Origin of the sequence: Brevibacillus fortis, from assembly GCF_046196545.1 — a bacterium.
Taxonomy (GTDB): Bacteria; Bacillota; Bacilli; order Brevibacillales; family Brevibacillaceae; genus Brevibacillus; species Brevibacillus fortis_A.
In genome coordinates this window covers 1,551,287-1,565,023 of record NZ_CP176370.1, presented here as the reverse complement: position 1 = coordinate 1,565,023, position 13,737 = coordinate 1,551,287, and the positions used below count along the sequence as shown (strand labels likewise).

Sequence of the window (13,737 nt, the reverse complement as noted above, 5' to 3'; positions counted from 1 at the left end):
GTATAGCGAGAGCATGGTATTGGTATACAGATACTTAAGTATTGTTTTGGAATTTACAACAAGCCCAGCTGGCGAGCCCGTGCGACTGCTTCCGTCCTTCGCTGTACCTGCAGCTTGTCAAAGATATTCCGGTTATGCCCTTTCACCGTGCTGAGTGCGAGGAACAGCTGCTGGGCAATGTCACGATTCGATAATCCTTTTTCGATGAGCTGCAAAATTTCAAGTTCTCGCTCACTAAGTGGCTCGATCAGGGAATTAGCATGGTGGGACTGATTCGAGTTGCCCCCTTCCCTTTTCGGCTCTTCCTCTTTCCATTCCGCAAGCAGCTTTTCTATATAACGTGGCATCGTCCCATAGACTGCCGCATCACACAATAGCCTTTTCATCGGGATACCTTCGTCGACAAAAGTACGGATGAAGCCACCGGGCTCCGCTATTACCAAAGCGTCTTTTACCATTTGCGCAGCTTTTGCTTGATCTCCATGCGCATGCAGAACAACGGCTAGCAAAAGCATGATCTTGAGTTGTTCATCCTCTAACTGTTTTGCCTCTGCCTGCGCGAGTAGTGGTTCGAGCACCGCAAGTGCTGCGGACGTATCTCCCTGTGCCAGAAGTACACGGGCATGGAGCATAGGAAGGTCATGCTTCTGTGCCAATCCGGCTGCCGCTGTCAGGTTGTCCTGCTGCAGTAATAGAAGGACTTGTGCTTCCGCAATAAGGGGCATCTGCATGACAAAGCAATGCTTGCGAGCATCATGCTCAGCATTTGCAAGCATGGCAGCCGCTCCACTAACGTCTCCCTGTGCTAGCTTCAGTCTAGCGAGTAACACCTGCGCTGCCACGACTCTGTCCGTTTGTTCCAGTTGACGTGCTAATTGAATGGACTGTTGACCATGATGTTCCGCTGTATGCAGGTCGTTCCATTCATAAAAAATCCGGGCCAAGCCTAGATGCGCTTCACAAGCAGCTGGTAGCGGAGGGGAACCAGCCAATTTTCGTACATGCTGATAAGTCTCAGCCGCCATATGGAGCTGATTATCTGCCTCCTGTAGCTTCGCTAGTCCAAGCGTAGCCATCATGGTGATCACGACATGGCCAATCTTCTCACTGTTCGATAATGCATCCTGATAAGCCTTGCTGGCAGCGGTACGATTCCCTTGGAGGTGATAGGCATACCCCAACGACCAAGTAGTGGCTGTGCGGACAGGCAAGTTGTCAGGATGCAGGTACTCTAAGGCTCGCTTGGCCTCGGCCATGATGTCGTCTGATTGATGCTTGCTCACAGCCAATGTGGCGCGTATAGCAGCGATATGCCCAAGAGTATCTCTGGACCTGGCATCTTGCTCCAAACCTTGCAGTGCTTTTTCGGCGGCTAGCAATTTCCGTTCAACGCCAGTCATTTGACCAGTCATCAGCAAAGCAGAGGCGTACATCACCAAAAGCGCTGGCCTTGCATCCAACTCCTCGTGTGGTAACGACTCCAGCCAGTTCAGTACAGGGACTACCCCTCCACGAAAGAGCAGCGGCATCCTTTCTCCCTCCACCAGTCGCGTTGCTCGCGATGGATCATTGGCGGCCACTGCATGGTGAAAAGCTTCCATCTCCAGACCATTGTCTTCATACCAAATGCTTGCCCGTGTATGTAATTCTGCGACAATTCGCTCGGCCTCGCCTGTTGTCGATGAAAAACGCTGACGGAGCCTCTGCCGCAGCAAATCAGCAAAAAGATGGTGATAGCGGTACCAGCGCCGCTCGCTGTCCAGCGGAAGGATAAACAAATTGGCTCGTTCGAGGAATTCTAACGTTTCCTGACCTGAACTTGAACAGATATCACTCTGGCCAAAAACGGCGTCACAAAGAGGACCGGACAATCGGTCGAGGATGGATGTATGCAGCAAGAATGCTTGAATGCTCGCAGGTTGCTGGGTAAGCACTTCTTCCACCAAATAATCGAGAATAAAATGGTGACTGCCGGAAAAAGATGGAAGGAAGGCTGCGACATCCTTTTGTTCTTTCATGGAAAGAGCGGCTAACTGTAGACCGGCAATCCAACCTTCTGTGCGGGCTTCGAGCAGGGCGGTGTTTTCCGGTGATAGCTCTAACCCCATCACCTTCTCCAGAAATTCAGCTGCTTCCGAATAGGTAAAGCGCAAATCGGATGCGCGTACTTCATTCAATTGGTTTCGCACACGTAACCGGGCGATAGGCAGACGTGGTTCCTCACGGGTCACAATTACCAGTTGAATCTGCGGGGGCATGCGTTCAAGCAGGAATGAGATGGCATCATCGAGTGGCCCCGTTTTTAATACGTGGTAATCATCGAAGACAAGAACAAACGGGTTGGGTACTGCGATTATTTCATGAAGCAGAGTCGTGATCATCCATTCGATTGGTAGAGGTTGAGGAGAATGGAGCAAAGGGAATATGTCCGCTCCAATATTCGGGCCAATGTTTTGCAGAGCTGTGAAGAGGTATGTAAGAAAACGCGCAGGATCATTATCCCCTTCATCCATGGAAATCCAGGCAAAGGGTCGATCACCGCTGGCAAGCCATTCACTGACAAGTGTCGTTTTCCCGGAGCCTGCTGGTGCTGAAATGACCGTCAGTTTACGGTTTAAGCCCTCGTGTAACTGCTCGATCAGTCGATGACGGGTAACGGTCTTCAACCGTGGCGGGGGCATATACAGTTTGGTGGTTACAATTGGAATCGTCATAATAGAAATTATAAGGATCGCCGTCTCTAAGCGTCAACTCCGCCGCTTTTTGATTTAGCGGCAAAATGCACCAGATTTCCATGGAGGAGATCTCCTTTCTCGATTCAGAGGTGAATGCCTTTATTATCCCCAAACGTGCATGACACAAAAAAACACGCCGAGCTGGCGTGTTTTCGTTTTGGTGGCAAGGATGCTATTTCGTTATACGTTTTCCAATAGCCTCCACGAGCTCCCTCGTTGTCTTCGGCAGATTGGATTTTAGAATGGAATTGATCATGGGGCCCTTCACACCATGGGCGGTGATATCCAGACACCCCGTCATTTTCGTCCGCGCCTCACCCAATGCCTTCGCTTTGAAATAACCCTCTCCGGTAAAATTCCCGCTGATCCCTGTCAGGTTGAACCTCACCTCAGTAGGCGGAGTCCATTCGGTGATATCCACTTGCAGGCTGATCGTTTTCTTCATGATGCCGATATCGCCTGTAAACGTCCAAGCGACACGACGTTCATTGATTACCTCGTGGCTGATGTAGCCAGGTACCAGTGGAACCCAATTCTCCACTATACTCACAAACTGCCATACCGCCCCGATGGGCAGGTTCAGCTCCACATCATGTATTCCTTGAGGCATGATTTGCTCATTCCTTCCCCCAGTGTTCTTTGGTATCTTGTTATGTTTATTGTCGGAACACGGGAGATATTTCAGGAATATGGCGAGTTAATCCCACCAAAAATACCACACATCCTGTTTCATCAAATAATCGGCGTAATGCCCTAAGGAAGGAAACTCATCCAAGACGTACTGACAAAAGATGAAATGCTCTTGTGCCAGCTTTAGAGCCTCCTGGTTGGTCTGCGGTCTTGAACCGGCTTGAAAAATCCAAGTATCCTCTGTCACAGCGAGAATCTTGATCCCATACGCCTCCTGCCAGTGCTTTACGATAACGGACTGGTAAACGGGCAATGGGCATTCATTATAGCCGCCCATTGGAATCCACAACGGTGCTTCATAACCAGATGCTAGCGGCAATTCCAGGACAATCAAGGCCTCATCCTCTAATCGATCCTGTACCCATTCTTCACTGATTTGAAAGGACTCCGTCTCTGTTTCACTGAGTTGTTCATCGAGTAGCTCCTGGCCTTCCCATATCAGAGAATATGCCTGATAGATCTCTTCAAAGTTTTTCCCATCCAAATTTTTCAACTCGGAAGAAATGTCTGTATATAAAAGTCGAGATTTTGCAATGTGCCGAAAGACTTCCTCTACGGATAAGCGATGGGCTTCCTCTAACCGTTTATGTACATAATCAGAGAGTGATCCTTCTTTGTCTACAGCTTCTTCTATCATCTCAAGTATATTATAGCTAGGCAGGACCAAAATGCTGTGCTTATCTACCTTTGTGGCAGGCACCGAGAAGTCCTCCGCAGCAACCACTTCTATGTCACATTCCTTTAGGTAATTCGACAACTCTTCTACCATCGTCACACCTCTTTTTTCTGTTGTTATGTTCAAATCATAGGATTACTCATCCATTTTACTTCAATTTCCAGATACAGTGGAAATGAACAAAAAGCAAAAAGAAAAATGCTTGGATTCCCAAGCATTTATGATTTGGCAAGAAACTGTTCCGTAAAGATTTTCAGCAAATATTCGAGTGTGATCGGATCACTGTAGGTAGAAGCTTCCGTGTCAATCTCAATGATGCGATTTTGTTTGACAGCCGGAACGTTTTTCCATGTCGCGGATTGCAAGAAATCATTGGTACTACCATTTCTTCTGCTGAGGATGAGGTAATCACCAGCATAGTCAGGAATCGCTTCCAACGATAGCTTATAGTAACCAGGACCGAGAACGTCCTTTTCTACTTTGTCTGGCATGTTTAAGTCCATTGCTTGATAGAGGATTTCCGTACCACGCGCCCAGTTATTTCCGAAAACATAAAAATCTTTCGTATCATACTCGAAGACAGATACCGTTGCGTTTTCACCGATTTTCGCTTTAATTTGTTCACCAGCTGTTTTTGCACGGCTCTTGAAATCATCAATCCACGTCTGGGCTTCCTTTTCCTTGTTCAAAAGCTTGCCGATCTCCAACTGCTGCGACAAGTAATCCAATTTGCCCCACGTAAACACGACAGTCGGCGCAATTTTGCTAAGCTGATCAAGATTTTTCATTTCTGCTCCCGCCACAATCAGGTCAGGTTTCAGGGCAAGAATTTTCTCCAGATCTGCATCCGATACGACTTCCACGTCTTTTAATTTTTCTGTAAAAAGCGGATTTTGCTTCGTGTATTGATCTACTCCGACAAGTGTACCCTTCATCGATACAAGATTTGGGGCATTTGTTAGACCGATAATACGTTTCGGTTGCGCTGGAACCTCGACAGGTCCTTTTTCCGATTGGTAAATCACCATTGCCTCTTTCGTTTCGTTGCCTGACGCTGATGTCTCTGGCTGTGCAGGTTGAGCTTGTTGAGATCCACAAGCGCTAAGCAAGAGCATGAACATGAGAATGACAGGGATGAATGCTTTTTTCATGGTAAGCGATCTCCTTACTCCTGATCCTATTATTATGAAACTGATTATCAATCGCAATTACTCACCTACTATAGTAATTTCTCTTCTACTTGTCAATATTGGGAACTTTACGAGGTTTGGCCTTCGCTAATTTGCGCAGAACGTGAAAAAAGAGATAGTTCATCCCTTTTGCTTGATAGGTAGTCTGATTGAAGCTCCCGATCAGATATACTTCCATATTGGGGAAATAAAGCATATAGCTGCCACTCGCCCCTAAGTGTCCCCACCCCGTATACTTTTGCGTCAACGGAAGAAAACGCATCCGCATGAGTCCATAGCCATAATCCATGCCGATCCGCATGTTGTTCCACTGCTGCATAATCTCGAGGGTTTCTTTTTTGATCAGCTGGTTCTGGACGAGTGCTTTCATGAACCGCAGTTGATCTTCCAGTGTACTTACGGTTTGGCCTCCCGCGTAAAAACTGCTGAAGCTGCGGTAGTTTTCTACGTTTATTTTTATCCCATCCAAATAGAGATGGGCTACCGGATTTTCACTTTTGCTGACGGGCTTGGAATACTGAGATAAATAAGAGTGATTCATGTGAAGGGGCTTAAAAATGTAGTCATAGAGAACTTCGTGGTAGGGTCTGGTAGTCACCTTTTCAATCACGAGCCCTAACAGATTGTACCCTGTGTCTGTATAATGAACCCGTTTCCCGGGATCAAAGCGCGGTTGTAAGTGCTTTTTCGACCATTGTATGGTTTCTTGCGGCGTCCAATAGCGTGAGGAATCCTCCAGAATCTCTTCTAAGAAACCTTTTCCCTGCTTCGGCTTTTCTTCAAAGAAATCTGGTAATCCAGAAGTATTGTTGAGTAGATGCTTGATCTGGATTTCGTTTGTGTAATCTTTTCCTTTCCAGATGTGGAGATCTTTTCGAATCTCTGTGGGTAAATAGTCAGCAATGGGGTCGTCAAACGTGACGAGCCCTTTTTCTGCTAGGATCGATACGATAACAGCTGTAAAAGCCTTGCCCACACTAGCTGTGTGATAGGGTTGATTCGGGTTGGCTGTCCCTCCATCTGTACTGCCAACCGCTATTGGCCAGTGGATATCCAGCTTATCGGAATGGATTAACATGTACACATTGTGCAGTTGTGGATCAGAAGCTACTTTTGCCTTCAGGTTGTTCTCTATTTCAATTCTTATCCTTTCATTGCTCATTCGTCTCCCCCCACTTCATTCACCTGCAAGGACTTATGCACCCGCTACTGATAAGCTATGTGCATTCTCTTGCCAATTATTAATAGAGGAATAAATAAGCTCGGAATCGAGTAAACGATACCAAGCTTTGTTCCAAAATACTTTACGAATTTCTCCTTATTCTTTATCTATGCTTTTCGCATAAGCTTTCAGTTCCATCAATAAACGAGCTACATCAGCTTTTGTCAAAATCTTAGTAGGCTGCCCGGCTACTGACAGAGCTTCTTTCTTTTCTCTATTCCCTTGTAGCAACCCGGCAATCATCTCGTTTGCTCCCGCATTTGTGAGATTGCGATCTGGATCGAATTGCTTATTGCTGGTTGTTTTTTGTATCAAACCTCTTTCTATAGCATCTTGCACGGTTTCATAGAGGGGATGACCTTTATCGATATCCGTAAAAAATTGCTCATCTCCCGCAACTTCATAATAGTCTGGAAAGAAGTCGTAGGACTGCTGGGCTTTGAGCAGAATGCGCAGAAATTCTCCACGCGTAACAGGCTGATCAGGATCAAGCTTGCTGTTTGTGACAGGGAAATAACCGTCTTTCACAGCGTACAAAAGCTCCAAATAGTGAGGGTGAACAGCAATATCCTTTGGAATTTTTGATTGCTTGTAAGCCGTATAGCTCACCCATTTTCCAGAATCCGCATCAACCACACCATCGTCTCCTACCATTCTGTAAACCAGCTTTGGTTCACGACTGACCAGATAGGTTCCGTTTCGCCATTCTGAATGTGGCATGAAATAGGTGAGACGAAGCTCCTTGTTTCCCTTTTCTACCTGCTTTGCTTTTTGTTCATCGATTCTAGCTTTTTGTACCTGAATCATCTCGAGTGGTTGATAGGCTGGAAAGATGTGCATTCCCTTTACCTCTCCATTGACAGGGTCTACGGTTACCCCTGTTTCGAGGTTTTGGACAGGTATTCCTTGCTTTAACCAGCCAAAAGAAATGTAGTAACCACCATTTCGCTTAAACAGCCATTTCTTGCTCTCTTCTGTTGGAGGTAGATGGATCGCATACAGCTCTCCTTGTCGATCAGGATCCGTCAGCTTTTTTTGTTCCTTGCCCAACGTTCTGGTTGATGTTCCTATCGAGATTCGCGAATGCTGACTGATACTCTCCCCTAAAATCGTCATGGGTTGATTCGTCATCGCATCGATGAAGACTGGTGCTTTTTCATCGTAAGCATAAGCAAGAATCATTTTCTTCTGCGGAAATCCATATTTTCCGATCTGTTCCCCAGTATAAACATAATGAAGCGCTGGCTTCACCGACTCATCCCACCGTCTTCCTGCCTCTTCCGCTGATATGGCTGGAACAGGAGATGGCAGCTCTCCATCGTACCATTTGCGGCTGTACGTACCGATTTCACCTTGTGAATCGACAATCACTTGAAGATAGTTCTCCAAGAATGGAATCTCATTTTCTACGCGAACAAAATGAAAAACATGATTCATTACCTGCGGAGGAGTGGAATCGTCAACCTGATATTCATTTGCCTTGGAAATATGCCCTTGCACTTCAGGGGCTACCGTATTTATGAAGGCTTCTGCCTTTTTTAGAGCCTCTTCTTCTGAAATGATGTCCACGGCTGCTTCTTTGTTTTGATCATCCGTAGATTTTGTAAACTGAACTAACTTGCCTGTTTTTGCGTCCACATCTATGTATAGACTTTCATTCCCGCCTTTTTCTTTGACCCAGTAGCTCGTCCAAACCGCTCCGTTTTGACCAAAAGCGATAGTCTCATCGAGATAGATATCTTCCACGATGTAACCATTCGTATCGATAGGTATCTTTTTCATGAGAGGGATAACCTGTTCCTCTGTAAGATAAGAGGCAGGTCCCGCTGCAAGTGCAGTTGTAACGATACCTGTTTTTTCATTCATCGCTGGTACGCTGGAAAAATTACAGCCCATGATTGCTAGCATTGTTGCTGATTTTATGAAAAGAGAACGATTCATGATCTCACCCTGATATTTTAAATTTTTCTTGATTATACCAATAAGGTATTTTCATCATGTGCGATCATGAAAAAACTGCACCCTATTGAGGTGCAGTTTATATGCGACGAGAACTCATTCAATCGATGTGGAGACATTTTGCCTGATTTCATTCAAAACCTCTTCCCAATGAAGCTTCATTTGCTCCCTTGTGTTCATGTGATCCAAATTCTCTTGATGAAAACTAATCGTCGTGCGATCAGGCTTGTCTGATAGCAGCCGAATTTGCAGTGTAGAAGGCTTTTCCCAATCCTTCATCGACCACTTCAAACGAAACTGCCTGAACGGCTTTACAACACGAAATTGACCCGATATTCCATCGCTGGAAGTAAAGGTCTCCCCCTCGCTAAAGGTAAGATTCGATACATGTCCAAGCCATAATTTCACCCCTTCGGACGAGGTTAAAAACGCCCATGCCTGTTCTGGGGTAATAGGCATCGTTCTGCGTACACCTACTTGGAAGCCTGTCGCTGCCGTTTGTCCAACAATTTTGGATGATTCGGTATTTTGATTCTTCATCGTTAACACCTCATCTAATCGTTTTTTACTCCGTGCTTGGAATCAAACTTTTATTCTCGAATGTTTTCGAGAGCACAATTAAAGGTGTTGAAAATCCGTAAACATGGCATGTGTCCAAAAAGGCAGCCAGTGACTCGGTCGTCTCAGTCAGCACCTTCATCAAATAATTGTACTCCCCGCTGATCCTGTAGAGATCGACAATCTCAGGTGCTCGTTCGCAAAATGCAATGAAATCCTTACACACACTCGTTTTAAACAGTACAAATGCAGTGGTGTGCTTGCCGAGCTTATGGGGAGAAAGCTCCGTCCGATAAGCAGTGATGACGCCTTGTTCCTCCAGCTTTCGCACTCTTTCCGTTACAGCTGGCTGCGACATCGCGATTATTCGGCTCAACTCGGAAATGGGAATCCGGGCATGATCGTGAAGCACCGACAAAATTTTATGATCGATTTGGTCCATCCACACAGCACCTCATTTTTCAAAACTGAAATATCGAAAACAAATAAAAATGTAAGGTATATGATTTGAAATACCTTCAAAAACTTATGTAAATTATAAGCCATCTCCCATAAAATGTCACTCATAAACAGAAGAGGAGAATGAGAACATGACATTTACCGTAAACGACCCCATAAACATTGGCAGCTTGCGCTTAAAAAACCGGATCATCATGTCGCCCATGCAGCAGTATAGGGGAACTCCTGAAGGTTTTGCCACGGACCATCATATCGAATTTTACAGCCGTAGGGCCAAGCATGTGTCTCTGGTGATAGTGGAATCGACCGCCGTCTCAGCCAACGGCAGACTGTTTCACAACGACATCGGCATTTTTACCGACCAACATGTGGAACCTTTGCGCAAAATAACAGAAGCGGTTCACTCAGAGCACACCCCTATCTTCATCCAGTTGTCGCACGGCGGAAGGAAGGCTTCGCCTGATGTAACGAATCAACTGGTCGCTCCAAGTGCGATTGCGTACGATGATTACTACGGGACCCCTAAGTCGCTGTCTCTTACCGAAATAAAGAGCATCGTAGAAGAATACCGTTTGGCGGCAAAGCGAAGCGTCGAAGCAGGCTTTGATGGCATTGAACTTCACGCGGCGCACGGCTTTTTGCTTCATCAATTTTTATCGCCTTTGTCTAACACGCGCACGGATGCCTACGGTGGTACTTCCGAGAACAGGGCAAGATTTCTGAAAGACGTACTTCTGGCAATTCGAGCCGAAGTGGGACGGGATTATCCGGTGATCATCCGTGTTTCTGCCACAGATTTTGTCCAAGGCGGTCTAACCCCAGAAGACTGGGTGCAAATGCTAAAGCCGCTTGAGTCCGAATTGGATGCAATCGATGTCTCAACAGGAGGACTGCTCCCGATCCAGCCTAGTGACGTCTATACGGCTTATCAGTTGCCTCACGCAGCTGCGATCAAACAACATGTCAGCATTCCGGTCATTGCCGTGGGAAAAATCTATAGCCGCAGTCTCGCCAATCGAATTCTCGAAGACCAGCTCGTCGATAGTGTCGCGATTGGTCGCCCTCTCCTGGAAGACCCTGATTATGCAGAACGCCTTTTGATCCCATAATCATACAAAAAACACGCCCAAGATTGGCGTGTTTCCTTTTTTAAAGGTTTTTCATGACCATCAAATATAGGATGACAACCGGTAACAGCGTCGCGATGATACCAAAAACGGCCCATCGACGAGAAGCAATCGTGTATGCTGGGGAAATTTCTCCGCTTGCCATGCTTGCTGCGCTATGTCGTATCATGGCACGCTGCAAGGGAATGAGAACCGCTAGCCAGACAATTCCTGTGACGCCGAACAATAACAACGAAAGTGTAAGCCAATTCATCCCGTGCACTTGCCAATTCGCTGTCAGAGCCATTTGAATTCCCGAGATGATGATGAGAAGAAGTCCAGGCAGCGTAAAGACGTAATCAGCAAGCATCACGTTTTTTACTGTACTGTGTATCACCGTGGGGTCTTTCTGCAAATCCGCCCGAACCTTCCAAAACGCCGCCGTAATGATATTCCCCAAGAAGAATACGACACCGACCAGATGCAGGAGCAGCCATACACTCATGTGATCATCCCTCTTTATTGTGATTTCAACAAGCTTGCCATGAACGATGATAAATCTTGGGCTGTACAAGATGTAGACGTAATCGGAAAGGAAGAACGAACGCGCAGACCCAGCGTTAAAAGCACGAACAGCTCCGCCATCTTGTCTGGATCGACCGACTTTTGAATCACACCATGCTGCTGACCACTCATAATCCACTCTTTGGATAACTGCACAGAACGTTCATAAAAATGCTGGAGCACTTCCGCAATGGCTGGCTCATCTTCCTTGCCAATCAAGTAGTGAAGAACTTTGTTCGTCACATCATTTGCGTTTTCCAAAGCAGCCAAATTATTGGCGATGACTTGCATCGGACCTTCAAACGTTTTGCGGCTTTGATTCACTTCATCCATGAAATGGTGATGGATGGCTTCCAGCCGTTCTTGCAGGACCCAGGCGAAAATTTCGTCTTTGCTTTTCACATAATGAAAAATCGCCCCCTTGGATAATGCCGATTTTTCCATGATGTCTTTCATCGTAATCGCGTGACAGCCCTTTTCTTCTAACAGCTCTTTCGTTGCATCAAGCAATTGCCGGATGGTTTGTTCTCTTCGTTCCTCTTGTTTCAAAAGTAATTCCTCCATGACCGAACCAGGTAATTTTTTCTATATGCCTCATCATACATACCAACCGTTGGTTTGTAAATGGTTTTTAGAGGAGAAAAGCTGCATTCGAACGAAATCTAAGGAATACGCATGTTATATCCCTAGGGAGGAGCATGACCATGACCATGACGAATGAAGAGGTAAAAGGAATCATTGAAAATTATGTGCAGGCCTACAATTCATTTGATGTCGAAGGTATTGTGAAACTCTTGCATTCGGATATAGTGATGGATAACAAAGTAGAAGTGCAGATTGATTATGAAGGAATGCTCGCGATTGATTTGCCAAACGGATTTAAGGCTGGAGATACGATCCAATTAAAAGGGAAATCGCTATTTATGATGAAGGAAGAAAAAGTTTCCCTGATTGAAGATTACAGTTAAGAACACGGCAAATGAAATACACCGCCCTCATGATATCGACACAGGAATGACCCGAATTTGTTCACTTTCTTCATCAAAAAAAATGGTAGGATAGAGGCATCACTTCATAAAAAATGAGGAGAGTCACAAGTGCGGGTACATCCAATTTACTTTTTACGTCTTACAGGCCTATTCGATGGCCTTTCCTTATTAGTATTGCTGGGCATCGCGATGCCGTTGAAATACGTGTGGGGCTTAGACAAAGCCGTAACCATCATAGGAAGTATTCACGGCGGGATATTTTGTCTGTATGCTCTGGCGATACTCTATGCGGCCATTCGCGTGAGATGGAGCCTGCTCTGGTCTCTTGCTTCGTTGCTCGCCGCTTTTGTACCGTTTGGGAACTTCTTTCTGGATCGCAGACTGAAAACGGTACAGGATGTGTATCCTCTGAAGCCGTTTAACAATGCCCTGCTCGTATACGCCATCGTTTTTTTCTCGTTCTTTGATTTGTTCTCGCAACTGCCGGTCATGAGTACATTTGCTGCTTCCGTAGGTGCCAGCTCATTTGTTATAGGGTTTGTCATCGGTCTGTATTCGCTAGCCAATACCTTTGGCAATATTATCTCAGGCATACTGACAGATAAGGTTGGTCCATCCAAACCACTGTTGATCGGATTGGTTTTATCAAGCTGTGCCTTGCTGCTGTATCACATCGTCGATCAGCCGTTTCTGTTGATTATCGTGCGAATCATTCACGGATTTGTTGCTGGTTTGATCGTTCCTGCTGCTTTTACTTTTTCTGCCAATAACACTGCACATGAGCAGCAAGGACGAAAGGTTGCTTTCACCGGTACCTTTGTGGGACTCGCAGCGATTATCGGACCTGCATTCAGCGGCATTATGGCAAGCAAAACCTCCGTGCCTTTTGTCTTTACATGTGTAGCTGTTATGGGCTTTTTCCTAGCCATCCTGTCCGTCATTTTTCTGCAATCCACTCAGGCCTGCAAGAAAGAAAAGCTTAAGAAGGACGTTCCAACCTCAGCCTTGATCTTCAATGCTGGGATAATCAAGGCTTACGGCGGTGCCTTTTTGCTCATGTTTTCACAAGGTGTGATCGCTTACCTTTTGCCCTTGCATGTCCAATCGCTCGGATACGATTCAAAATTAAGCGGTACATTAATGAGCACTTTTGGGATGATTGCCGTCCTGCTTTTTGTACTTCCGACCAACCAAATTTTTGATCGTGTAGCTCCTTCCAAAACGATGTCCATCGGAATTGGCTTCATGGGCGTGAGTCAGCTGCTTATTGGTCAATCCAACACGACATTGGCACTGTACTGCATGTTAGGACTATATGGGATCGGCTTTGCTCTCTTGTTTCCCTCTGTCAATACGATGCTCATTCAATCGACGCCGCAAGAATTGCGGGGGAAAGCACACGGTTACTTATACGCCTTTTTCTCTCTCGGTGTGGTCGTCGGCTCAGGCCTTTTAGGTTGGCTGCCCTTCTCCATCGAGGAAGGGTTTCTGTTCACAGGATGTCTCCTGCTCGTGTTTGCCGCTTTCATTGCCGTGCATAAGCGGCGAGAACGCTTGCTGAATCAACAAAATAATCAATAGCAGCCATC

At 46.0% G+C, this 13,737-nt stretch carries 13 protein-coding genes; 3 read left to right on the top strand and 10 right to left on the bottom strand.

Annotated features, from left to right (window positions below; translation table 11 throughout):
- Positions 1 to 53: 53 nt before the first annotated feature.
- From ACKKE8_RS08330 to ACKKE8_RS08295, 8 genes are all read right to left on the bottom strand, one after another.
- Positions 54 to 2,714: a LuxR C-terminal-related transcriptional regulator gene (locus ACKKE8_RS08330; protein ID WP_409177753.1), complete on the bottom strand. Its 2,661-nt coding sequence runs from the start codon at positions 2,712 to 2,714 to the stop codon at positions 54 to 56.
- A gap of 193 nt (positions 2,715 to 2,907) precedes the next feature.
- Complete coding sequence (locus ACKKE8_RS08325) at positions 2,908 to 3,345, bottom strand: CoxG family protein (protein ID WP_409177752.1); 438 nt, start codon at positions 3,343 to 3,345, stop codon at positions 2,908 to 2,910.
- Positions 3,346 to 3,432: 87 nt separating this feature from the next.
- Positions 3,433 to 4,194: a DUF4253 domain-containing protein gene (locus tag ACKKE8_RS08320; RefSeq protein WP_409177751.1), complete on the bottom strand. Its 762-nt coding sequence runs from the start codon at positions 4,192 to 4,194 to the stop codon at positions 3,433 to 3,435.
- 125 nt (positions 4,195 to 4,319) lie between these two features.
- Positions 4,320 to 5,252, bottom strand: a complete 933-nt coding sequence (locus tag ACKKE8_RS08315; RefSeq protein ID WP_409177750.1) for an iron-hydroxamate ABC transporter substrate-binding protein — start codon at positions 5,250 to 5,252, stop codon at positions 4,320 to 4,322.
- Between the two features lie 85 nt (positions 5,253 to 5,337).
- Positions 5,338 to 6,453: a serine hydrolase domain-containing protein gene (locus ACKKE8_RS08310; RefSeq protein WP_409177749.1), complete on the bottom strand. Its 1,116-nt coding sequence runs from the start codon at positions 6,451 to 6,453 to the stop codon at positions 5,338 to 5,340.
- A 156-nt stretch (positions 6,454 to 6,609) separates the two neighbouring features.
- Positions 6,610 to 8,454: an S-layer homology domain-containing protein gene (locus tag ACKKE8_RS08305; RefSeq protein WP_409177748.1), complete on the bottom strand. Its 1,845-nt coding sequence runs from the start codon at positions 8,452 to 8,454 to the stop codon at positions 6,610 to 6,612.
- Positions 8,455 to 8,568: 114 nt separating this feature from the next.
- Positions 8,569 to 9,012 carry an SRPBCC family protein gene (locus tag ACKKE8_RS08300; protein WP_409177747.1) on the bottom strand — a complete coding sequence of 148 codons (444 nt, stop codon included), beginning with the start codon at positions 9,010 to 9,012 and terminating at the stop codon, positions 8,569 to 8,571.
- A gap of 25 nt (positions 9,013 to 9,037) precedes the next feature.
- Complete coding sequence (locus tag ACKKE8_RS08295) at positions 9,038 to 9,472, bottom strand: Lrp/AsnC family transcriptional regulator (protein WP_409177746.1); 435 nt, start codon at positions 9,470 to 9,472, stop codon at positions 9,038 to 9,040.
- 148 nt (positions 9,473 to 9,620) lie between these two features.
- On the opposite strand from ACKKE8_RS08295, the gene ACKKE8_RS08290 reads away from it, so the two are divergent.
- Complete coding sequence (locus tag ACKKE8_RS08290) at positions 9,621 to 10,598, top strand: tRNA-dihydrouridine synthase (RefSeq protein WP_409177745.1); 978 nt, start codon at positions 9,621 to 9,623, stop codon at positions 10,596 to 10,598.
- A 40-nt stretch (positions 10,599 to 10,638) separates the two neighbouring features.
- On the opposite strand, the gene ACKKE8_RS08285 is transcribed toward ACKKE8_RS08290, so the two are convergent.
- Positions 10,639 to 11,100, bottom strand: coding sequence for a DUF2269 family protein (locus ACKKE8_RS08285; protein WP_409177744.1), 462 nt, complete (start codon positions 11,098 to 11,100; stop codon positions 10,639 to 10,641).
- Between the two features lie 14 nt (positions 11,101 to 11,114).
- Positions 11,115 to 11,708, bottom strand: a complete 594-nt coding sequence (locus ACKKE8_RS08280) for a TetR/AcrR family transcriptional regulator (RefSeq protein ID WP_409177743.1) — start codon at positions 11,706 to 11,708, stop codon at positions 11,115 to 11,117.
- Positions 11,709 to 11,863: 155 nt separating this feature from the next.
- On the opposite strand from ACKKE8_RS08280, the gene ACKKE8_RS08275 reads away from it, so the two are divergent.
- Both ACKKE8_RS08275 and ACKKE8_RS08270 read left to right on the top strand, forming a co-directional pair.
- The gene (locus tag ACKKE8_RS08275) at positions 11,864 to 12,127 is read left to right on the top strand and encodes a hypothetical protein (protein WP_409177742.1); all 264 of its coding nucleotides are present in this window, start codon (positions 11,864 to 11,866) and stop codon (positions 12,125 to 12,127) included.
- A 129-nt stretch (positions 12,128 to 12,256) separates the two neighbouring features.
- Complete coding sequence (locus ACKKE8_RS08270) at positions 12,257 to 13,729, top strand: MFS transporter (protein WP_409177741.1); 1,473 nt, start codon at positions 12,257 to 12,259, stop codon at positions 13,727 to 13,729.
- Positions 13,730 to 13,737: the final 8 nt, after the last annotated feature.

Excerpts from the sequence above, each read along its gene's own strand:
- ACKKE8_RS08310 (WP_409177749.1), bottom strand. The coding sequence starts at position 6,453 with ATGAGCAATGAAAGGATAAGAATTGAAATAGAGAACAACCTGAAGGCA.
- ACKKE8_RS08330 (WP_409177753.1), bottom strand. The coding sequence starts at position 2,714 with ATGACGATTCCAATTGTAACCACCAAACTGTATATGCCCCCGCCACGG.
- ACKKE8_RS08290 (WP_409177745.1), top strand. The coding sequence starts at position 9,621 with ATGACATTTACCGTAAACGACCCCATAAACATTGGCAGCTTGCGCTTA.
- ACKKE8_RS08275 (WP_409177742.1), top strand. The coding sequence starts at position 11,864 with ATGACCATGACGAATGAAGAGGTAAAAGGAATCATTGAAAATTATGTG.
- ACKKE8_RS08295 (WP_409177746.1), bottom strand. The coding sequence starts at position 9,472 with ATGGACCAAATCGATCATAAAATTTTGTCGGTGCTTCACGATCATGCC.
- ACKKE8_RS08320 (WP_409177751.1), bottom strand. The coding sequence starts at position 4,194 with ATGGTAGAAGAGTTGTCGAATTACCTAAAGGAATGTGACATAGAAGTG.
- ACKKE8_RS08300 (WP_409177747.1), bottom strand. The coding sequence starts at position 9,012 with ATGAAGAATCAAAATACCGAATCATCCAAAATTGTTGGACAAACGGCA.
- ACKKE8_RS08285 (WP_409177744.1), bottom strand. The coding sequence starts at position 11,100 with ATGAGTGTATGGCTGCTCCTGCATCTGGTCGGTGTCGTATTCTTCTTG.
- ACKKE8_RS08315 (WP_409177750.1), bottom strand. The coding sequence starts at position 5,252 with ATGAAAAAAGCATTCATCCCTGTCATTCTCATGTTCATGCTCTTGCTT.
- ACKKE8_RS08325 (WP_409177752.1), bottom strand. The coding sequence starts at position 3,345 with ATGCCTCAAGGAATACATGATGTGGAGCTGAACCTGCCCATCGGGGCG.
- ACKKE8_RS08305 (WP_409177748.1), bottom strand. The coding sequence starts at position 8,454 with ATGAATCGTTCTCTTTTCATAAAATCAGCAACAATGCTAGCAATCATG.